The sequence below is a fragment of the Trueperella sp. LYQ143 genome, assembly GCF_046599595.1.
GTDB lineage: Bacteria > Actinomycetota > Actinomycetes > Actinomycetales > Actinomycetaceae > Trueperella.
Genome location: NZ_JBKIWR010000021.1, coordinates 1 through 20,841, shown reverse-complemented (window position 1 = coordinate 20,841; position 20,841 = coordinate 1). Strand labels below are relative to the sequence as shown.

15 protein-coding genes are annotated in these 20,841 nt (G+C 55.2%); 8 read left to right on the top strand and 7 right to left on the bottom strand.

Features of this window, described 5'->3' with window-relative positions; all coding sequences use genetic code 11:
* Positions 1 to 25 precede the first annotated feature (25 nt).
* A complete protein-coding gene (locus tag ACLHIL_RS08100) occupies positions 26 to 721 on the top strand; it encodes a DUF308 domain-containing protein (protein WP_411297455.1) in 696 nt (231 codons plus the stop codon).
* Between the two features lie 179 nt (positions 722 to 900).
* Here the strand turns inward: ACLHIL_RS08100 and ACLHIL_RS08095 are convergent, their stop codons facing one another.
* Positions 901 to 2,403, bottom strand: a complete 1,503-nt coding sequence (locus ACLHIL_RS08095) for a heparan-alpha-glucosaminide N-acetyltransferase domain-containing protein (protein WP_411297454.1) — start codon at positions 2,401 to 2,403, stop codon at positions 901 to 903.
* Between ACLHIL_RS08095 and ACLHIL_RS08090 the strand changes: the two genes are divergently transcribed.
* The 3 genes from ACLHIL_RS08090 to ACLHIL_RS08080 are packed head-to-tail and all read left to right on the top strand — an operon-like array spanning position 2,389 to position 4,188.
* The gene (locus tag ACLHIL_RS08090) at positions 2,389 to 2,574 is read left to right on the top strand and encodes a hypothetical protein (RefSeq protein WP_411297453.1); all 186 of its coding nucleotides are present in this window, start codon (positions 2,389 to 2,391) and stop codon (positions 2,572 to 2,574) included. The genes ACLHIL_RS08095 and ACLHIL_RS08090 overlap by 15 nt on opposite strands.
* Positions 2,575 to 2,630: 56 nt before the next feature.
* Positions 2,631 to 3,596, top strand: coding sequence for a class 1b ribonucleoside-diphosphate reductase subunit beta (gene nrdF, locus ACLHIL_RS08085; protein ID WP_411297452.1), 966 nt, complete (start codon positions 2,631 to 2,633; stop codon positions 3,594 to 3,596).
* 4 nt (positions 3,597 to 3,600) lie between these two features.
* Positions 3,601 to 4,188, top strand: coding sequence for a low molecular weight protein-tyrosine-phosphatase (locus tag ACLHIL_RS08080; protein ID WP_411297451.1), 588 nt, complete (start codon positions 3,601 to 3,603; stop codon positions 4,186 to 4,188).
* Between the two features lie 316 nt (positions 4,189 to 4,504).
* Here the strand turns inward: ACLHIL_RS08080 and ACLHIL_RS08075 are convergent, their stop codons facing one another.
* The 4 genes from ACLHIL_RS08075 to ACLHIL_RS08060 all read right to left on the bottom strand — a co-directional run bounded on the left by ACLHIL_RS08075 (position 4,505) and on the right by ACLHIL_RS08060 (position 9,707).
* Positions 4,505 to 5,464, bottom strand: coding sequence for a hypothetical protein (locus ACLHIL_RS08075; protein ID WP_411297450.1), 960 nt, complete (start codon positions 5,462 to 5,464; stop codon positions 4,505 to 4,507).
* Between the two features lie 810 nt (positions 5,465 to 6,274).
* On the bottom strand, positions 6,275 to 7,609 hold the full coding sequence (locus ACLHIL_RS08070) for an ABC transporter substrate-binding protein (protein ID WP_411297449.1): 1,335 nt from the start codon (positions 7,607 to 7,609) through the stop codon (positions 6,275 to 6,277).
* A 158-nt stretch (positions 7,610 to 7,767) separates the two neighbouring features.
* On the bottom strand, positions 7,768 to 8,679 hold the full coding sequence (locus tag ACLHIL_RS08065) for a carbohydrate ABC transporter permease (protein WP_411297448.1): 912 nt from the start codon (positions 8,677 to 8,679) through the stop codon (positions 7,768 to 7,770).
* A 2-nt stretch (positions 8,680 to 8,681) separates the two neighbouring features.
* Positions 8,682 to 9,707, bottom strand: coding sequence for a carbohydrate ABC transporter permease (locus tag ACLHIL_RS08060; RefSeq protein WP_411297447.1), 1,026 nt, complete (start codon positions 9,705 to 9,707; stop codon positions 8,682 to 8,684).
* A gap of 165 nt (positions 9,708 to 9,872) precedes the next feature.
* Here ACLHIL_RS08060 and ACLHIL_RS08055 point away from each other — a divergent pair, with 165 nt between their 5' ends.
* Positions 9,873 to 10,574, top strand: a complete 702-nt coding sequence (locus ACLHIL_RS08055) for a hypothetical protein (protein WP_411297446.1) — start codon at positions 9,873 to 9,875, stop codon at positions 10,572 to 10,574.
* A complete protein-coding gene (locus tag ACLHIL_RS08050; protein WP_411297445.1) occupies positions 10,571 to 11,377 on the top strand; it encodes a hypothetical protein in 807 nt (268 codons plus the stop codon). Before ACLHIL_RS08055 ends, ACLHIL_RS08050 begins: the two co-directional genes overlap by 4 nt.
* Positions 11,378 to 11,848: 471 nt before the next feature.
* On the opposite strand, the gene hrpA is transcribed toward ACLHIL_RS08050, so the two are convergent.
* The gene (gene hrpA, locus ACLHIL_RS08045) at positions 11,849 to 16,189 is read right to left on the bottom strand and encodes an ATP-dependent RNA helicase HrpA (protein ID WP_411297444.1); all 4,341 of its coding nucleotides are present in this window, start codon (positions 16,187 to 16,189) and stop codon (positions 11,849 to 11,851) included.
* Positions 16,190 to 16,385: 196 nt separating this feature from the next.
* Entirely contained in the window at positions 16,386 to 16,739 is a 354-nt protein-coding gene (locus ACLHIL_RS08040; protein WP_411297443.1) for a rhodanese-like domain-containing protein, read from the bottom strand.
* Between the two features lie 804 nt (positions 16,740 to 17,543).
* On the opposite strand from ACLHIL_RS08040, the gene nrdD reads away from it, so the two are divergent.
* Positions 17,544 to 19,712: an anaerobic ribonucleoside-triphosphate reductase gene (gene nrdD / locus ACLHIL_RS08035; RefSeq protein WP_411297442.1), complete on the top strand. Its 2,169-nt coding sequence runs from the start codon at positions 17,544 to 17,546 to the stop codon at positions 19,710 to 19,712.
* Between the two features lie 141 nt (positions 19,713 to 19,853).
* Positions 19,854 to 20,486: an anaerobic ribonucleoside-triphosphate reductase activating protein gene (gene nrdG, locus ACLHIL_RS08030; protein ID WP_411297441.1), complete on the top strand. Its 633-nt coding sequence runs from the start codon at positions 19,854 to 19,856 to the stop codon at positions 20,484 to 20,486.
* Positions 20,487 to 20,841 lie beyond the last annotated feature (355 nt).

Sequence of the window (20,841 nt, the reverse complement as noted above, 5' to 3'; positions counted from 1 at the left end):
CAGGTATCGACGGAGAGGACAGCACATGCCAGGCGAACAGCTACAGCGGAAGAAGGAGAACTGGACGTGGCATTGGATGGCGTTACCGCTTGCCATTGTCATGATCGTTCTGGGGGTATTCGTCATTGCCCGTCCGGAGTCAACGCTCGACACGATTTTCATTGCCTTGGGCGCGATTGTCTTGTTGCGTGCCGGTATGCTGGCAATCTCCACATTACGGGCGAGAAACGACGCGGAATCAGGTAGCTCCAACGCCGGTTTTGTCATCGCCGCAGTCCTGCTCATTATTGGAATTTTCCTGATTGTGCGGCTGCAGTTCGCGATTGACGCGCTGATTCTCGTTGCCGCCGGGCTACTGATTTTGGATTCGCTATCTAATATGACGCTTTGGCCGCGCCTCTTGCGCCATAACGGGGCGATGCTGATTATTTCTGTTCTCGCGACGGCCGTGACGATTGCTGCGGCGGCTGCCTTATTCATGCGCCCAGAATGGTCGTGGTTCAGCACCCAGTTAGGTATTGGGGTGGGTCTATTTGCAGAGGGCGTGACGTATCTGCTGTTCGGCATTGCCGCTCTTGGATTATTGGGCCGACGGGAAAATGTCATCGGTGATGAACGTAGCCGTCGCAAATGGGCAGGAGAAAATGATCCTTCGCAGCATGTGCCAGGCATCGAGGATGGTACTGGCGCAGATGTGTCAGAGGCGGGGAACGAGCGGTAACTCTACGTTTGTTGGGTATGAGTTCGACACTTTTGTTGGCCAGTAGGAGTTAGCCGTTTTAAGGCTTGCCCGTTGCTCGTCACGGCTGCGGGTGAAAAGTGCGGGCGGTACCGCTGGGGAGCGGGGATTAGCCGTTAGCGCGTTGGCGAAGAGAGTTCCTGCTCCTGCTTCTGCTGTAGCTACCGGACAGACGGAACCGGAGTCGAGAATTGCTCCTGAATGTGAATGGGGGAAGGATCTCGAACTGGGTGCGCATCCTGAGCTGGGATGGGTCCAGTTTCCTCATGCTTTAGCGCAGGCCGAGCAAACCACAGGGAGAACCTCCACATCAGCCATTCCAGCGGCCCGCGCGCTATCCCAAAGAGTTTCCAGGCGAGAGCGAATCCTAGAACCAGCCCGCCAACGACGAGGAATTCTGCAGCGCTGAATCCCATCATTTCTGCGGGAAGAAAACCGATGAGAAGGACGTGTAGGGAATACGCCGTCAGTGACATAGAACCAAGGGCTCGAACAGGTAACAGCACTGAACGAGCTAGGAAGCCGATCAGTAAGCATAGCCCGAGCACAGCCATTGTCACCCCGAGATTGCCGATAACCTCAGTGATTGTATTGGAGTGTGGGCTACCGTGCAGATAATCGGCCCAGGTGGGATCCGGCAGATTTAAGCTATCAGCACTGCCATCCCACAGCAGCTTTTTCCATGAGGAATCTCCCGTCGGGTCAACAGGAATATCTGGTGCAGGTGAGAGCGGGCCAGGTCGGAAAATATCCGATGCATAGTGGATGATGGATTGAAAATCGTAAGCTATTCGCTGCAGGATATTGGCGTTGTGAGGCGGAAAAGACGGTGGATAAACCCCAGAGCCAAGATCTGGCATAGCAGAACTTGCGCCACTTCCGCTTGCCAAACTCCCCAGGCTGCCAGAGCTGTTGAGGGAGGAAAGATTGAGCGTATCAAAATCAATAGCGGGTTCGAGATAGCGGGTAGCCAGCCACGAAATGCCATAACCGACGGTGGCGCAGATAGTTCCAATGATGACTAATAGGCATTGCACCAACCGATGCGTGATATTGAGACGGCCGATCCCCATGCCGGCGAGGACGTACACCATGAATCCAACACCGGCATATAGGCCCGTGATGAGGACGTCAAGTATGATTCCGTTGGTACCACCACTGCCCAACATGTCGTTGCGGGTGAGTATGACGTTGAGATAGACGTGTAGCGTCGGACCGACAGCGGCTAGGAGAGCGGCGGCAATAAAGAGTTTTCCTGCTGACCAGCGTGTGAAGGGCAAAGCAATCAGGAACCACAGGGCGTAGTAGCCTAAGATCAGCAAGATTGGCGTTTGGAACAGATCTAAAATTCCGGCGATGACGAGCAACATTAAGGAGCGCCCTACGATACGCAGTTGTGCGTGCTGTAGACGCTCGCCGGTGTAGGGCACATTGCGTCCCGTCATAATCGACAACGACACGCCAGCCAATAAGGCAAAAAGGGCTGAGGAGCGGCCAAAGGGAATCTCTGCCAGTAGCGTCGGCCAATATGCCCCATCAATCATCGGGCCAGCATGGACCCATATCATACCGAGAATTGCCAGGCCTCGGGCCAGATCCAAGCCGTCAATTCGGCCATGGTAACGGCGGGAAAGCGGCTGGATAGCGTCGTGCGTTGCGGTCATGAGGTACACATTATTATGGACGGCGACGCGATGCGCCATACTCGCGGGGGAGGGTGGCGGCTATTACGTGTGGAGTTATGCGCGTGTTGTGGCGATGATGATGTGACGTGGGTGGATCAATGGTGCGGGGTGCGGGTCAGTCGTGAGATGATGGGCACGGGTCACTTTTGAATGTGGCGATGGTAGTGGTCGATGTGCGTAATACACGTCCGAGATAAGGGGTAGCGATGGCTCGTCAGAATCGTGCGGTAGAAGCGATCAACTGGAACAAAATTGAAGACGATAAAGATTTAGAGGTATGGGATCGTCTGACAGCTAATTTCTGGCTACCGGAGAAAATTCCGCTGTCGAATGATATTCAGTCGTGGAATACGCTCAAACCGCATGAGCAAGAGATGACTACTCGCGTATTTACCGGATTGACGCTGTTGGATACGGTTCAGGGGACGGTAGGCGCGGTTTCTCTTATTCCGGACGCGGTGACGCCACACGAAGAAGCAGTGTTGACCAATATTGCGTTTATGGAGTCTGTACATGCTAAGTCCTATTCGTCGATTTTCTCGACCTTGATCTCCTCTGACGAGATTGAAGAGACGTTCCGCTGGTCGGAAGAGAATGAGTATTTGCAGAAGAAAGCGGAAATTATTCTCAGCTACTATCATGGCGACGATCCGGAAAAGCGCAAGGTTGCGTCAACCATGCTGGAATCATTCCTGTTCTATTCCGGTTTTTATGCGCCGATGTATTGGTCCGCCCACGCGAAGCTGACGAATACGGCGGATCTCATTCGGTTAATCATCCGCGATGAGGCCGTCCACGGATACTACATCGGGTACAAGTATCAGGTTGCCCTGCGTCAGGCTTCACCGGAGCGTCGGGAGGAACTGAAGGATTACACGTTCACTTTGCTCGAAGATCTTTACGAGAACGAAGAAGAATACACGGCGTCCTTGTATGATCCGATGGGGCTGACGGAAGACGTCAAGATGTTTTTGCGCTACAACGCCAATAAAGCCTTGATGAACTTGGGTTATGAGGCGCTGTTCCCGCCGAGTGATACCGCGGTGAATCCGGCTATCTTGGCGGCGCTCTCGCCCGGAGCAGACGAGAATCACGATTTCTTCTCCGGCTCTGGTTCGTCGTACGTGATCGGTACGGCTGAGGCAACCACAGACGAAGACTGGGATTTCTAATCTCATGACCTATCGGGTGCTCGTGGTGTGTACCGGCAATATCTGCCGCTCGCCGATGGGGGAGATTGTGGTGCGCGATCAGCTCGCTGCCGCGGGGATAACAGATGTTGAGGTTTCCTCTGCCGGGGTGTCGGCAGAGGAAAGCGGCAATCCGATTGATCCGCGGGCACGGCAGGTGCTGCGGGAGCGTGGGCATGAGGTGCCCGCGGATCATTACGCGCACCGCGTTTCGGATGAGGAACTGCGGCAGGCAGATCTGATTCTCGCTCTGACGGTTGGCCATGCCCGCTCGCTGCGCTCGCGGCTGACTGAGATCAATCAGGATCTTGGCAAGATTCACCTATGGCGCGAATTTGACGGGACCTGCGCGATTGCTCCTTATGGGGCGTATGGTCCGGGTGGTGTGCTGGCGGAGGATCGCGAGGCGCGCTCAGCGAAGCGTTATTCGAATTTTTATTCCTCTGATGGGCATTATGATGTGCCAGATCCGTGGTACGGCGGCGTGACCGACTTCTATCACACCTATGGGGTGATAGAACGTGGAGCACAAGGGATTGTGGAGTTTATTGCGAGTATGCCGGATCGCTCCTAGCGGCGATGCGATGCGGGCAAGGAAATCTCCCCCATAAACGTATTGCTCGCTTTCTGGCGGAGGATTATTGGCGATCAGGCGGGAAGCTGTATGGAGCGCGGGCTGATCGCATGCAGAGCGAAGAGGTTTGCGCACTTCGAGAGTTAGTAGCAGACGTGCCTTAGCGATATTTCGCGTAGCAACGTCTGGTGTAGCCCGCATACTTTGGTAGAAGCTCGGTATGCCAGGTCGATTCTCTGCCAGGGCGGTTTTCTACATTTCTGGCAATCAAGCAGATCCGGCAAGATGACGATTTGGCAGGTGATCGGCTGGAAAGCTAGCGGGATAGGCTCGGAGAACTCGCTGCGCTGTTTTGTGTATCTGCTGCTTGTGAGGGCATCTCAATGTACTGCGGGATATCAATATCTCGCGTAGTTGAGACGCGGGTATGATCCACGCCGTCGATATTGTATGAGGATTCGGCGCGCAGAACTAAACAGTCGGATCGGATAACGAGATGGACGTCAGAATCCGGGATGTCATCGTCATTGCTGCGGGAAAGCGTCAAGGTGAAAATCGTCTGACCGTTGACGGTTTTCTTTCCCGTGACGCGATAGGTCAACGCGGGATCTGTGCCGGAGGCTCGGACGGATGGATTGAGTAAGGTTTCAAATCGCGCCGGAATGGTGGCTTGGTAGGCCAGGTTTTTATCCGGAGAATCCACGCTTGCCTGCACCCAGCTAGTGCCGTGTTGGACAAAAATTGTGTTCTGGTTGAGCACGCTGTGGTTCACTCGTTTACCGGCGGCGTCGAAGGATTCTATTTCGGCGCTGAGGGGATGTGTGTTGACGCGAGAGCGGGAGACGAGTTGACCGTCGAGGGTGTCTTCTTGGATATAGCCGGTGATATTGCGCAGGGCGAGGGCCTGGCAGTACGCCAATGTTCGCGCGTTAACCTCGGTGGGGTTGCCGGTTAATGGGTTGGATGTTGACGCCGAGCTGGTGTATCCGCTGGTGTTTTGCTCCGGTGTGGGCGCCAGCGTCGTTGAGGTGGTAGAGCGCGAGCTTTCGGTAGTGATAGTGAGATCGGTTAACGAAGATGAATCAGAGGATTGTGGGGATTCGCCATTATGAGCAGAGGAGGGTTCATCTGAAGTGATGGCAGAGGCAGATGGTGAAGAATCAGCGATAGCGGCAGCGTGTGGAGCGTGATGGTGTTCGTTTGCGGCCAGATATGAACATCCGCTCATGCTTGAGGCGATACATAGCATGGCGAAAATACGACGGGTGCGCGCCATGATATCCCCTCCTGCTGTATCGGTATGCTCTACCAACACCTAGATAACCAGGTGAATCTGAACATCTGCTGCGAGCGCAGGGGATTGTAGCTGTGAATTAACTGGGAATTGTGCGCGAGTGCGGCGATGCTGTGGCGCATTTTAGATCTTAGGTTGTGTGGCGCGCCTTGATCTGCGTTGCATATTGCAAGAAAAGGACGATCTTTTTAGAGCCGGATGTGCCCTTGGGCTCTTTGGTTGTGGCATTGACTTTCGGCTGTGACATTTTGATGGAGCATAGCGAAGCGGGGCGATAGGGCTATCAAGGGGGGTATTAAGACGATCCACTGGCTAAGGGGTATAAGCCGGTCTGTTACCAGTTTCATGGGCGAACATTCGCGGAGTATGTCTTGTGTTTTCTGGGGTGAACGGGTGGCGTTTTACTGTGCATTAGTAATGCGGGAGGGGAGCGCCAATCTAGGGAAGATATAGAGAAACCTGACGTGAGATGATGCGGGGAAATACGAGGGCAAAGAAAGCGGGGCGAGTCCAGTGGACTCGCCCCGCGTGAGGTTTAGTATGGCTGCGGATGGCTAAGCTAATTGCGGATCCCTATGTGAACAGTATTGAGAGCTGATTCTGATCGCTCGCTACCTGTTGATAGATCGGTGATTGCCCGCTGCTGACCGCGCTATAGCGAAGAGGTGATCTCTGCGGTTTACAGCTAATTTCAGCTCGTTTCACCTGGGCTTTCGCGCACGGGTTGGAGATTAACTGCGAGAGGTGATTCCCATAGCTACCATCCGTTGCCATCAAGCCACAGCATAAGGGTTACTTCATCGCCGCATTCCCTAGGTCTTGAGCTTCAGATAGCCCTTGAGCTACCGGAACGCTGCCAAGGAATACGTCAAGCAGCCGCTTGGTATAAGCCTGCGTGCCCGCATTGACGTCTGGACCATGCGGGGATACCGCATTGCCACCATTAGCCGCGTCGATAAAGACTTTCACGTCCACGCCTTGCTTAGCCCAGTAGTTGACGAAATAATCTTGTGCACCCACAGCTCCGGGGAAAGAAATTCCCATCTTGCCCAGGGGTGCTTGACCTTCAACAGAGCCAAGCCACTTGAGCACTTCAACAGTTGCGTCGTGATTCTTGGTCTGTGCATTACCGACGGCGACCACGCCATGAGTGGTGGAATGGCGACCCTTCGGGCCAGCAACCATAGGAGCTAATGCCCACTTCGTCTTGGTGTTTTCGGCAATCGTCTTAAGTGAATACGGGCCAGATTGGAAGAGGGCTAGATCGCCACGGATAAACATGTCGCGGGTGACGTCGCCATTTGTATTCGTTTCCGCGGCTGGCGGCGCAACATGGTAGGTGTTAATCAGCGAGACGAGATACTCAAAGGATTGCACCCCAGCTGGAGAAGCAAAGGTGAACTTATCGGAATCGTCTTGGAATTGACCGCCGTTTTCAAAGAGGAATGGCAGGTAGATTGCCTGCATATCTGCCTGGGCGTTGAATCCGTAGGTCTTAATGGAATTGGCATCGAACTGAGGTGAGGTGGCGTTATTGCCGTTGGCGTCAATCGTCAGTTTCTTCGCAGCCTCCAGTAGGGTATCTCCTGATCCGGCGCCGACCTGCCAGGTCAAATTATTGACGTCCACTCCGGCAGCATTGACTTTATCGACGTTATAGAACAGGGCGATGGAATCCCAGATCTGCGGCACTCCCCATAGGGATTTGTTACGGGTGTATAGGTCAACGACGGATTGTTGCCATTCGTCGTGGTCCGTGCCAAGTTCTTCAGTGATGTTGATGAGATTGCCGTTATCGGCATAGAGGGCAAAGTTTGAGGAATTTACCCAGAAGATGTCGGCCATATCGCCTGAGGAGATGTCGAGTGGGAGCTGAGTCCAATAATCACCCCAGGGTACTTGTTGAATCTCGACATGAATATCGGGATGTGCTTTTTCAAATTCAGCAAAGGATTCTTTGTAGGCTGGAACGGCGGTTTCGTCCCAGAGTCGGAAGGTGACGGTCGTCTGCGATCCGCCGGACGCGTTGTTATTGGACGTGTCGTCCTTGCTGCCCGGTGAGCAGGCGCCCAAGACCATGCCGACGGTAGCTAGACCAGCAGCAGCGTAGGCCAGTGAACGCTTCATGAGTTTCCCCCTGGAAATACCGATTTCGTCATTATGTGAGGGCGGATGTGCCCGCCATAGAATTAGCCTATCAGCGATATGCGGCTCTCAGGGATAGATGAATATTTCACATTGAGATAATTCTCGGTAGAAAATGGCTATTTTTCGCCATATTTTCGCTACTTGAGGCTACTGATTCCAATAGCGCGCACGATCTGCTTATTGAAAACAATAAACAACACCAGCAACGGGAGGATGGATAACGTAGTGGCCGCCATGACAAGCGTCCAATTGCGCGAATGCTCCGATTGCAGGCTCGCCGTGGCAACCGTCAAGACGTTCCACTCCTTATTGGGGGCGATGATCTTCGGCCACATAAAGTTATTCCACTGCGTGACGATCGTAATGAGTAGCAAGGTGACGAGGATCGGGCGATTCATTGGCAACACAATGGAGCGAAGCTGCCGCCAGAAGCCAGCGCCATCCAGTTCAGCAGCGTCAAGGATTTCCTGCGGAACAGCCTTGAAATTTTGCCGCAACAAGAAGATCGCATAGGGCGATCCCAGCATAAACGGCACAACGATACCGGCAAAAGTATTGCGCCATCCCCACTGGGAGAGCATGGAAAACAGTGGGATCATAGTGACCACTGCAGGGATCATCATGGTCGCTAGATACGACCAAAACAGCACATTGCGTCCAGGAAAATCTAAACGAGCAAAGGCATAAGCGGCCAAAATAGAGGAGAAGAACTGCCCAATAACCATCACGAGAACCACTTGAAAGGTGACGGCAAGTGGCACGATGAAATCATGATCGCTAAATAACGCGAGATAGTTTTCCGTGGTGAACGTACTAGGCAGAGAGAAAGCGCCGCGGGTAATCAGATCGCCCTCGGTACGAAATGACGTCAAAATGGAAAAGATGAGCGGCATAACAGTGATAAGCGCTCCGCCGATAAGGAGGGCGTAAGTCAAGACGATTGACCACACCGAATTCTTGCGCCGCATTCGGGGCGCGCGCCCATATTGCGGTGAACGGTGAGCTGAGGGTGCGGGCGCATGTGAGGACGTGTTCGACATATTACTCATGGCTAGCTCATCTCATAGGTCATGCGCGATGAGAAATACCGCTGCTGGAGGACCGTCACGATAACAATAATGATGGTGAGGAACACTGCCATAGCGGAGGCTTCTCCGATTTGCGGGGAGGTGAAAGCCGCGCTGTAGATTCGAGCGGCAATGACGTCGGTTGTTGAACCAGGATACCCAGGATGCCCTTCGGTCAATCCGTAAACTAAGTCAAATACTTGGAAAGAAGAGATAAACGAGGTGACCATGACAAAGAACGTCGTGGGGCGGATCAGCGGCAGCGTAATAGAGTAGAGCGTGCGTAGCTTGCCGGCGCCGTCAAGTTGCGCAGCTTCGTAAAGGTCACGAGGGATAGATTGCAGGGCGGCCAGGAAAAATAGAGAAATATATCCGACGTTCTGCCAGACGTACACGAAAGCGACTACCGGCAGTGCCGTCCGTTCTGAAGCTAACCAGGCGCTGTGTGTGCCGAGGATTTCATTAATGAAACCGGAAGGGGCAAGCATCCAGTTCCAGACGATGCCCAGGGCGAGCGGGGCAGCCACCCAGGGGATGACGTACATGACCTGCAAAATCGTTGATCCGGGGAGTCGCCGGTTTAATCCCAGTGCAATGAGCAATCCGATGATGATAGCTCCAGGTATGGCGATGAGGGAGAACAGGCAGGTGACGCGAACAGAGTTCCAAAAACCTGGCGATTCAAACATGGAGCGGTAATTCTCAACCCCGACGAACACTGGATCAGAGATGAGGTTCCAGCGTGTTAGTGAGATGAGGAGAACGAGGATGATGGGCACCATTAGAAACAGGCCAACCCCGATAAATGAGGGGATGAGCATGGTGTAGGCGGTGCGAATTTGGGATCGTTGCCGTGCTGAGCGGGAGCGAGTGCGAGAAGACGTCAGCTTTCGTGCGCCGGTGGGCGTGCCAGTCGGCGTATTCGTAACTGCGCCTGCGCGATCTTTCCCGCCTCGGTTCTTCGCATCGTATTGCGCGTATTCCGTGATCTCCACGGAGGTGTCTGCCATAGCGTTACCTCCCTTGCCTTGTAGGTTACGCCATCGCTGTGGCTCATGCCATCATGAAATGTGCTGCCAAGGTGGGGCATGCGGGCTATTAATGCGCAGTCGTATGTCGATAAAATGGTGATATTCCAGGGAAGATAACGGTTATAGATACAGTGAGGATTCTCAATGGCATCGCAGACGGATCTAGTGGCACGAATTGGCGAAGCGGGAACAATCCCAGCTAATCGCCCGATTGACCATGCTCGGCGGATAGTCACCGCGATGGCAATTGGCGCTTTCTTGGGCGTGCTATTTGGATTCCTCCTATTTGCTTCGCGCTTATCTATTACCGCGATTGGCATATCCTTTCTCCCCTTTATGCTGCTGGTGATCGCGGTTGTTGTGGTGTGGAAGATACCGACGGGGCACGGCGAAGGGCAGCCTATTCCCGTCATTGCCCGCACGCTTGCCACGGATGAGAGCCCCTATGCGCGTTATGTGCGCAAAGGTGCAAATCGAGGGTTGTTAGTTCCGGTGGTTGTGCTTCCAGTAGATGGCGGCGACCCTTTCCGTTCGGTTATTTTGCTGCGGGAAACGCAGTCCGGGCGAGAGGTAGAAGATCCTGGAGTAGGCACGTTGATTGCGCTGCAACAAGATCATCCAGGCATGGGAGAGCTCTCCAATATTGATCGGGTGACGCCAGAACAGGTAGCCCTACGGGAGAAACTCCTTCGCCACCCGCGTCTGCTCTCTAACCGTGCTCCGACCTTGCCGATGCGTCGAGGTGCTCTTGAGCGCGCTCCCTGGTGGGCTGCGGCGCAATGGTGGGGCGGGCTGTTTGGGATGACCATCCTGATGCTTGTGATAATGCGAGCGATGTCATTATGAGAGAAAATCTCCCGCTGGCAACGCGATGGCGCCGATCCCTTTTGGCTGTCTGTGGGGCATTAGCAGCCATTGGGATCGTGGTTGTAATTGCAGTGTTGCTTTTGCGTGGCCCGCAACTGCGTGCGGATTCGCCGTCGGCTCATAATCCTGCAGCAAGTTCTGCCTCTTCTTCGCCCTCACCGGCAGTATCTGGATCAGGAAATGATCCGGCAGCGAATGGGGCGGATCCGTCGGTCGAAAATTCACCGAAATCAGGAGATAAGCAGGCGACGGTGCCGGTAGTTAACCGTGAGGGAAAGACTTTCTCATTAGGTTTTCCGATAACATTCCCGACGCCGGATTCTTCGGTAGATAACCTAGATAAGAATGCGGCGGGCGATCCAGTAATGCCGTTCCAGGTGACGATAGATAAGGCGTTTTACGTCGATATTCCGGCGCGTACTTTGAGTGACGATCCGGCTTATCAATATCTTGATCGCGATGCGCGGTATCTCCGTCTGGCCGCTCGGATTGATATGCTCAATTCTGCGGATCTCGCCCCTTTCTTACCGCCAACAATTTTCAACGCCTTTGCTGTGACCGATGGAGGAGATGTTATTCGGGCACATTGGATTATCTGGGAGCCGATTCTAGATACCAGTGATCCAGTGTTTTGGCACAATGTTCCCGTCAATATTGTGTTCGAGGTTCCGGCTGGAAAAACAGTGACTCAGGTGGGGATTGCGCCGATTGATGGATGGGCTGCCGGTGCTGCCTGGATTGATGTTGGCGAATTACTTTCCGAACCACCGCCGGCACAATAAGGAAACATGAGGAAATATGCATCTGGCTGTAGGGCGATAGATGGCAGCCTGAGAGGGGGGAGGCTGCCTCTGGTGAGAAATAACTATCGGCTCAATAGGTGCGACGATGAAAACGAGACGGGCTGTGAGTTTTGCTTCGGTGCATAGTGGGCAGGGCGCTGCGTAGTGAATTAGATCGGTTAGCGATCGCGTAGAGCAGTAGGTAACACGTATGTGGTAGTTTGCGCATCTGAGGCAATATTCAATTGGGTCGCCGGAGTAATCCTCGGGGGAATAATCGGGTTCTTAGGCTAATCGCAGTAATTACATATCCGCCAGGATCTACGATAGGCACTAGGGTTATTATCCATTTACAGGTAAAACACTAGATATAGCCTGAAAGCCTGATATTACAGACCGCCACGCATACAGCGGATTCCGTCATTACCCACTAGCGCTAATAGGTGCCGCTGGCGTGCAATCGCCGCGATATTATCGAAAAAGCTTACGGATCCGTTGCGGCGAGACTTTCATTGCAGTGCCGAGCTGCTGGGCAAATAAGGATACGCGCAACTCCTCAATCATCCATTGCGCCTGCTGGCACGTGCGCTCGCGTTGGGCGTCATAGGATTCCTCGCGGGCCTGGGCGCATTGCTCGTTAACGAACTCAGTTATCTCGTCAATATGATCGGCCAGTTCGTCATCGGTATCAGGCTGAGTGGCAGCTTTTGCGAGCCGAAGCTGTGCAGCATGGATATAGCGGGGCAGATGTGCCAGATATTCTTCTGGGGTGCCCGAGATAAATCCTGGATAGAGCAACTGTGCCAGATGGTCGCGCTCGTCCGTTACCGTGTTGAGCATCGATGTGCTGGAATGAGCCCGTAGGGCACTATCCGTCTGGCTGAGGGCGCTCATAATTTTCGCAACAATATTGACGATACGGTAGATCTCATCTTCCAGGCGAAGCCGCACGTAACTGCGCAATGCCTCAAACTGGCTGCGCTCGCGGATAGTTCCGATGCCCTGATGATTTTCCCGCCCCCACTTATCGGCAATATTGCGGCAGGCGGCAAACTGGATATCGGCGATCAGCTCAGCCGTGGTGGGATAGGGGGTACTTGCCAAAAGCAGGGATTGCGTGCCGTTCCACCGCGTGCTGACTCGGGCGTCAGGTAAAGCCAGATCCGCGGCTAATAGCCGGATTATTCCGAGGCGATGGTCGCGAGTTTGGCGGGCAGGATCCGTCAGGACCCGAATACTGACGCTATTAGCGGTAGCACCATTATCTACTAAGGCAGGATAGCCGCGCACGGGCGCACCGGAGGAGTCACGACTTTCCACCGTAAGCGGCAAGGAGTCGGCCTGTGGCCATTGGCGTAATTCGTCCATCGGAATACGGGGAAGTGCTGCTAGCCCCTTTGAAGCATCTGAGGAGCCCGACGAGGAGACTTGGCGCTGTTCTTCAAGGGCCTGTGCAACTGCGCCGCGCACCACGGTTTCCACAGCAGATCGGGTGCGCGGGGCTAATGCGCGCTGCAGATAGGATAGCGAGGGGCCTTCGTCGAGCACCGCTCCACGTTCGGAACGGATACGGAATTGGATACACAAATGCGGCGGGATGACGACGTCGTTCCACACCTGCGGATCAATATCAATATGGCGCAATTCGCGTACCGCCTGGGTGATGGCATGTTGGAAGTCGCAGGGGGCTGGCTCGCCGGTATGTGGCCGAGCGGTAAGGCGGCGGGCTAGTTCGCGGGCAACATCGGGGGCCGGAACCAGATGTCGGCGTATATTCTTCGGTAAGGCCCGGATGGTGGCGATGATGAGATCCTCACGCATGCCAGGGACGAGCCAGTCAAAGCCGTCATCGCGCAATTGCGGCAAAATCGTTACGGGAACATCAATCGTCAACCCGTCAGAATGTGATCCGGGAGAGAAGGTGTATTCGATAGGCAGACGGAATTCACCGCATACCCAGTGGGTTGGGAACTCCTCTTCGGATACGGCGGTGTTCCCTAAGAGGAACTCTTGGGTGAATGTCAGCAGGTCCGGGGAGCGCCGCTGTTCTTTTTTCCACCAGGAATCAAAATGCTGACCCGAGACGATATGTTCTGGCAGGCGTTCATCGAAAAAAGTGAATTGCGCAAGCTCGTCGGCAACAAGGCCGGTGCGCCGTAGCCGTTGCTCGACATCGCGGGCTTTTTCTAAAGCTCGCAGGTTATCGGCAGCGAATGTGTGGTGGGTGCGCCACAGCCCTTCGACCAGACCGTGCCGAATAAACATATCGCGGGCGAGGTGGCGTGCCTCATCGGTACCGACGGAGGATAGGAGTCGGTGGCGATCTGCCACGATCGGTAGCCCATAGATGGTGGCTTTCTCGTGAACCATTGCCACCCCAGATCTCGTTGACCAAAATGGTTCAGAGTATTGGTGTTTGATGAGATGGGCGGCCACCTGCTCAATCCATTTTGGTTCAATGCGGGCGACGGTTCGGGCGAAGAGTCGGGAGGTTTCCACGAGTTCAGCGGCCATCACCCAGGCGGGACGTGAGCGGTGTAGCCCAGAGCCCGGCCAGATAACGAAATGTGTGCCGCGCGCGCCCGCGTAATCTTTCACGCGGTCATCCCAGGATCCTAGATTGGAGAGCAATCCGACGAGGAGGGATTGATGGATGGCGTCAGCAGCGGGGGTATCCCGGGATTGCCCGAGTTGGTGAACGGCATGGGTGACGTCTCGGTTGTGTGAGGTGTCGATGAGTTCGTGTGCTGCGCGCGTGATCTGGGTGCGGCTTGGCAGGGTGATCGGGCGCAGTTTCATGCCGAGTGGATGGGCGAGTTGGCGAAGCTGGTCAACGACGTCTTGCCATTCCCTAAAGCGCAGCCAGTTAATGTATTCGGCACGGCACATCCGTCGGAAAGCTGAACCGGATAGATCGCGTTGCTGGGTGCGCAGATACCGCCATAGGTTCAAATACGCCAAAAAATCTGAGCTGCCTTCGGTGAAACGCGCGTGGAGTTGATCGGCCTGGGCACGAAATTCTGCTGGGCGTTCCCGCACATCTTGGACGCTCATCGCGGCTACGAGCACCAGAACTTCGCTGGCGCATCCATTATCGACGGCGGCGAGGAGCATACGCCCCAGGCGCGGATCAATGGGGAGTTGGGCGAGAGTGCGCCCGATGCGGGTCAGGCGGTGTTCGCCACGAATCGCCCCGATTTCTTCTAGTAGTTGCAGGCCGGATCGCACCGCGCGCAGTTGTGGTGGGTCGATAAAGGGGAATTCGCTCACTGATCCCAGACGCATGGAGAGCATTTGGAGGATCACTGAGGCCAGCGAGGTTCGCAGGATTTCTGGTTCGGTGAATTCTGGGCGGGATTGGTAGTCGGCCTCAGAGTAGAGCCGAATGGCGATCCCGTCAGCAACTCGCCCGCAGCGTCCGGAACGTTGATTGGCGCTGGCTTGCGAGATGGGTTCGATGGGTAGCCGTTGGACCTTTGTTTTCTGGGAATAGCGCGAAATTCTGGCGGTTCCTGCGTCGATAACATAACGAATTCCGGGCACGGTTAGGGAGGTTTCGGCGATGTTCGTCGCCAAAACGATTCGCCGATGGGAATGTGGGGCAAAAATTCGACGTTGTTCTGCGCCGGAGAGCCGTGCGAACAGTGGGAGGATTTCGACGGCCTGTGGGTCGCGTGAGTGCGTTCCAGCAGTGAGGTATCGCGGGCCTAGTTCTTCGCAGAAGGCTTGGTCGGTGTCGTGGATTTCGCCTTCGCCGGAGAGAAAGACGAGAATATCTCCGGGGCCTTCTGCCATGAGTTCGTCGGCTGCGGCAATAATGCCGGTGATTTGATCGCGGGGTTCTTCTTCGCTATCTGGGTCGTGTAAGGGGCGATAGCGAATCTCAACTGGATAGGTGCGCCCGGAGACTTCAATGATGGGTGCGCGCTGTCCTGGTTTTCCTCCTGCACAGTGTTGGCCAAAGTGTTCGGCGAAGCGTTCAGCGTCAATGGTTGCTGAGGTGATGATGAGTTTCAGATCGGGGCGTTGGGGGAGGAGCCGCGCTAAATATCCGAGTAGGAAGTCGATATTGAGGGAGCGTTCGTGGGCTTCGTCAATGATGATGGTGTCATAGGCGCGCAGTAGTGGATCGGATTGGGTTTCAGCGAGCAAAATCCCGTCGGTCATGAGTTTGACGAGTGTCGTGGGGCTGACGTCTTGGGTGAAGCGAACGTGATAGCCAATGCTTTCCCCGAGGGTGACGCCGAGTTCTGCGCAGATGCGTTCGGCAACGGAACGGGCGGCGATACGGCGTGGTTGGGTGTGCCCGATCATGCCGGTGATGCCTCGACCGAGCTCTAGGCAGATTTTTGGGAGTTGGGTGGTTTTTCCTGATCCGGTTTCGCCGGCGATGATGACGACTTGGTTGTTTTTGATGGCCTCGGCAATGTCTGCGCGGCGGGCGCTGACAGGTAATTCTGCTGGATAGGTAATAGGGGAGGGGACGGCGGCGCGGCGGGCAGCGATGTGTTCGTTGGTGAGGCGGCGCGGGCGCGAATAGGCGCGGGAGCGAGAGGTGGAGCGTTGAGATTGCGCTCGCGATGCAGCGGTAACAGGCGGCTTTTCCGTGGAGGTAGCTGGGGAAGTGGTGGAGGAAATGGCGGGGGAAGATTCTGATGGCGTGGGTGTGGGGGCATCGGATGTGGGGGAGTTTGCCTGCGCGGATGCCGCAGGCAGCGTGGTAGCCGGGCGTCGGGATCGCCGAGCAGCTCGTCGTCGGTTATGTGCCCGAGACGAGGAGGAATGCTGTGAGTTATGAGAGGATTCTGCCATCGCCCCTATTGTGCCATGAACTGTGGGCAGACTAGGAGGCGAGGCTGTTTGCGGGATCGCTGGGTGCTCTGGTGGCGCGGCGAGGCACAGGGCAACAGTGGTTATCAGCTATACGTAAACTCGCTGCCCAGATTGCTCAATAGCTGCCTGAGAAACAGTTATCGAGCTATCAGCGGGTAAGTTATACGGCTTGTGGTTATTGGGCGGCTGGGTCTAGGCATTGCCCGCCAGCTTGGGCCCAGCTTGCGAATCCACCATCGAGGGAATACGCCGAAAATCCTAATTCGCGCAGGATGGCTGCGGCGTATTGGGAGCGCCGCCCGGAGGCGCAGTAGGCGATCACGGGATGTTCGGTGTTGAGAGTTGCGGCGGTGTGTGCGTTGAGATTTCCCAACGGAATGTGGGTGTCGTGGGCGGCATGCCCGTTGAGGCGTTCCTCGGATTCGCGCACGTCAAGGAGTTGTGCTCCGGCATTGGCAAGGGCAAGGGCTTGAGTGTGGGTGATTCGCAGGGGGAGTGAATCGCCGTCGTGTGTGTTTAGATCTGGCATGGGTGCTCCTCGTGTTGGGTGGTGAGCCTGATGGGGTGAAGGTTGTGGCGTGGTCATGACGCCGAAGGTCTGCCGTGCTCATGGCAGACGGTGAGCTGTGTTTATGAGGATAGCTGTTTTTCATGAGCCTTGTGTGTTCGTGTGGTGTGCCGTGGGTTTCATGCTGGGAGGGGATTCCTCTTATGTGCTTATGGCTAGATGGGTTCCGTCTAGCTGAGTTTGGTGTATCGCTAGGAGGGGCGGCGAGCTGTTCTCAGTGGGTGGGTGGTGGCAGGGGAGCTATTTGGCTTCTGCTGGTTTTAATGTGGCGCGGTAGTCACGTGGTTGAGTAGCTAGTTTTTGGCTGGGCGGTTGGCGATTACAGGTAGCGATTACAGGTGGCGTGGTAGTACGTGGTCGCAAGTTGTGTTCAGCGCGGTTATTGGCTGGAGTGTGAGCTGCGAAAATGAGTGTTCGGCAATGCGATACTCGGCAGCACGGTGTTTAACGACGGGTATTCAGCGCTTTGCCATTTGGTGATTTTCGTGGGTGAGACGGGCTGCCTGTCAGGGGGGGGCACGCGTGATGAGGTGGCGCACGGGCTTGTAATGCGGATGTGTTGAGGGGGATAAATACGGTTTGGTGGCGGAACACGCTTGGGCGCGGTCCACCACATCCTCAATGTGACGGAATACTATATCTGGTATCCACAAAAAATTTAGGCACAACATTTAGTGTTATCTGGAGTGGTCACAGAAAATAATGCGCGGAGCAGACCGCGCCTTTTTCGCGTTGACACCCAGATCCGATACGAGGAGGTTCTTCATGTCCGTGCAGACAGTCCGTAGTACCACACTCGTCCGTAAACGCGACGGGCGGATAGTCGCTTTCGATCCAGCAAAGATATATCGCGCGATGGAAGCCGCCCTCAACGCTCAAGGAATTGAGGACCACGAATTCCTCAGCCGAGCAACCACGGCAATAACACAATCTTTGGGTTCTGACACCCTCGACATCCCGCGCATACAGGCAGCCGTGGAAAACTATCTGATGACCTCGCCATATCCTGAGGTGGCGCGCGCCTATATTGAGTACCGCCACGACCGCGATATTGCCCGCGAACAAGCCATGGATATTCAACATTCCGTTGGTAAATTGCTTCACCGCGACGAAACTGTCGTAAATGAAAATGCCAACAAGGATGCAACCGTATTCAATACGCAGCGGGATCTCACCGCCGGTTCTGTGGCAAAAGCCTATGCCTTGAAGTACCTCTTGCCATCTCACGTCGCCAACGCCCACATCAAAGGCGATATTCACGTTCACGACCTGGATTATCAGCCTTTCCAGCCCATGACGAACTGCTGCATTATCGACATCGCCGGCATGTTGAAAGAGGGATTCCAGATTGGAAACGCCCGCGTCGAATCCCCGAAGTCCATCAATACTGCGACCGCCCAAGTCGCTCAGATCATCGCGAATGTGGCCTCCTCGCAATATGGCGGATGCTCAGTTGATCGCACCGACGAAGTCCTTGCCCCCTACGCGGAACTCAACTACGCAAAACATATGAAAGATGCGCAGGAGTGGGTGGCGGCCGATCGTCGCGAGGAATACGCCATGACGAAAACGCGCAAGGATATTTATGACGCGATGCAGTCCTTGGAGTACGAGATTAATACGCTGTATTCCTCAAATGGGCAGACCCCGTTCGTGACCTTGGGATTCGGTCTGGGAACGTCGGTTTTTGAACGAGAGATCCAGAAGGCAATTTTGAATGTGCGCATTGCCGGTATTGGGAAAGACCGCCATACGGCCATCTTCCCGAAACTTGTTTTTGGTTTGCGCCGAGGGGTCAATCTTGAACCGGATTCCCCGAACTACGACATCAAACAGCTCGCTTTAGAATGTTCAACCAAGCGTATGTATCCTGACGTTTTGAATTATGACACCTTGGTTGACATCGAAGGAGATTACAAGGTGCCGATGGGATGCCGCTCATTCTTGCCGAAATGGCGTGACCCGCAAAGTGGCGAGCTGGTGAATGCCGGGCGATTGAACCTGGGAGTTGTCACGCTCAATATCCCGCGCATAGCGATCGAAGCGCGCGGCGATATGGCACAGTTTTGGGATCTTTTTGCGCAGCGGATGGCAATTGTTCACGACGCCCTGTGCTACCGGATTCGTCGGTGCGAAGAAGCAATCCCCGCCAACGCCCCGATCCTGTACTTACATGGTGCGTTCGGCAAGCGCGCACCTGAAGGATCGCAGAGCGTCGCAGAGTTTTTCCGCGGGCAACGCGCTACGGCCTCCATCGGATATATCGGTTTATATGAAGCGGCGACGATGTTCTATGGGCCGACGTGGGAGAATAATCCGCAGGCGAAAGCCTTTACCGTGGAGATCGTGCGCCGGCTAGATGAATATGCGAGGCAGTGGCGTGCGGATAGCCCGTACTGGTTTTCGGTGTATTCCACTCCCTCTGAATCCTTGACGGATCGTTTCGCGCGTATGGATAAGGAAAAATTTGGCGCTATTGCAGACGTGACGGATAAGGATTACTACACGAATTCCTACCATTACGATGTGCGCAAGCAGATCACGCCCTTTGAAAAGATTGATTTCGAGGCAGTCTATCCGCGGTATGCCAAGGGCGGATTCATCCACTATTGCGAATATCCTAAGCTGACGTGTAATCCGGCGGCGCTGGAAGCCGTGTGGGATTACGCCTATGACAAAGTGGCATATTTAGGGACGAATACGCCGATTGATCGCTGTTATGAGTGCGGATTTGACGGAGAATTTCTCCCGACGGCCGCCGGTTTCACCTGCCCAGAGTGTGGCAATAGTGATCCGGAACGCTGTGACGTCGTCAAGCGTACATGCGGGTATCTCGGCAATCCTGTCAAACGCCCAATGGTTCATGGTCGGCATCAGGAGATCTCCGCGCGTGTTAAACACGTCAACGATCTGGGATGTTTGACGGCGAACTGACGGATAGCTGGTTGGGCAACTGATGGTAATGCATGTTTAGCGGCGGGTCGAGGCAATGCCTGTAAACGGAACGAAACCTGCAGGCAGTAGCGGCGAATCAGCAGAAATACTGGAGAATGAAAAGTCGCGACGACCTGGGTAATGGCAGACGATCCGGCGAAGAAAAGAGGGAACGTGGTGAGTGATCCGGTTGTGCGCAATGCCGACGGGATTCGCCTCCCAATGCCCCAACAGTGGGACGGGCGGCGCTTATGTGCTGGATATATTGCTGACTACAAGCCATTTAGTTTCGTTGACGGGGAAGGCGTGCGCTGTGCGCTGTACGTTTCCGGTTGCCCTTTTGCCTGCCCAGGATGCTACAACCAGGCGGCGCAGAGCTTTCGCTACGGTGAGCCGTTTAGCCAACAGGTGCATAGTCAGATTCTTGCTGACCTCGCGCAGCCATACGTTCACGGTTTATCGCTCCTTGGTGGTGAACCCTTTTTGGCCACGCCGATCCTTCTTCCACTTGTTAGGGAATGTCGGGCGCGGTACGGGCTGGAGAAAACAATATGGATTTGGTCTGGCTACACCTACGAGCAGTTATGCCAGGAAACCGAGGATAAACAGCAGCTTTTGCAGATGTGTGACGTCCTCGTTGACGGGCCTTTCATACAGCGCCTCTATCAGCGAGATTTACCGTTCCGAGGGTCAACCAATCAACGCATAATAGACCTACGCGCAACGCGAGCGGGAGGGGATCTTGTGGAACGTACCGACCTTACCGATAGGTGAGCGAGCAGCGCGATCCCCGATGCGAGCAGAATGTGGCGGCACGGGTGCTGAGCTTATGGTGAATAGCGAGGGGCAGGTGAGGCTGGGTGGGCGCGCTATACTTGGTCAGCGCGCCCACCCAGCCGGCGCTAGCCAGGGGGCAACGCAGGTGAATTGTGAAGAGGGATAGCTACGCCCCGCGATAGGGGTCCTCGGGGCGGGCAGATACCTCGGGAAGATATATCAGGCAACGTCACGGAAACGACTGTGGGGGGGGGGGGGGGGGGGGGGGGGGGGGGGGGGGGGGGGGGGGGGGGGGGGGGGGGGGGGGGGGGGGGGGGGGGGGGGGGGGGGGGGGGGGGGGGGGGGGGGGGAG

Bases quoted from the DNA above. Each gene is read 5' to 3' on its own strand.
- ACLHIL_RS08065 (WP_411297448.1), bottom strand. From the start codon at position 8,679: ATGAGTAATATGTCGAACACGTCCTCACATGCGCCCGCACCCTCAGCT.
- ACLHIL_RS08040 (WP_411297443.1), bottom strand. From the start codon at position 16,739: ATGCCAGATCTAAACACACACGACGGCGATTCACTCCCCCTGCGAATC.
- ACLHIL_RS08050 (WP_411297445.1), top strand. From the start codon at position 10,571: ATGAGAGAAAATCTCCCGCTGGCAACGCGATGGCGCCGATCCCTTTTG.
- ACLHIL_RS08055 (WP_411297446.1), top strand. From the start codon at position 9,873: ATGGCATCGCAGACGGATCTAGTGGCACGAATTGGCGAAGCGGGAACA.
- ACLHIL_RS08100 (WP_411297455.1), top strand. From the start codon at position 26: ATGCCAGGCGAACAGCTACAGCGGAAGAAGGAGAACTGGACGTGGCAT.
- ACLHIL_RS08080 (WP_411297451.1), top strand. From the start codon at position 3,601: ATGACCTATCGGGTGCTCGTGGTGTGTACCGGCAATATCTGCCGCTCG.
- ACLHIL_RS08070 (WP_411297449.1), bottom strand. From the start codon at position 7,609: ATGAAGCGTTCACTGGCCTACGCTGCTGCTGGTCTAGCTACCGTCGGC.
- nrdF (WP_411297452.1), top strand. From the start codon at position 2,631: ATGGCTCGTCAGAATCGTGCGGTAGAAGCGATCAACTGGAACAAAATT.
- ACLHIL_RS08060 (WP_411297447.1), bottom strand. From the start codon at position 9,707: ATGGCAGACACCTCCGTGGAGATCACGGAATACGCGCAATACGATGCG.
- nrdD (WP_411297442.1), top strand. From the start codon at position 17,544: ATGTCCGTGCAGACAGTCCGTAGTACCACACTCGTCCGTAAACGCGAC.
- nrdG (WP_411297441.1), top strand. From the start codon at position 19,854: ATGGCAGACGATCCGGCGAAGAAAAGAGGGAACGTGGTGAGTGATCCG.
- ACLHIL_RS08095 (WP_411297454.1), bottom strand. From the start codon at position 2,403: ATGACCGCAACGCACGACGCTATCCAGCCGCTTTCCCGCCGTTACCAT.
- hrpA (WP_411297444.1), bottom strand. From the start codon at position 16,189: ATGGCAGAATCCTCTCATAACTCACAGCATTCCTCCTCGTCTCGGGCA.
- ACLHIL_RS08075 (WP_411297450.1), bottom strand. From the start codon at position 5,464: ATGGCGCGCACCCGTCGTATTTTCGCCATGCTATGTATCGCCTCAAGC.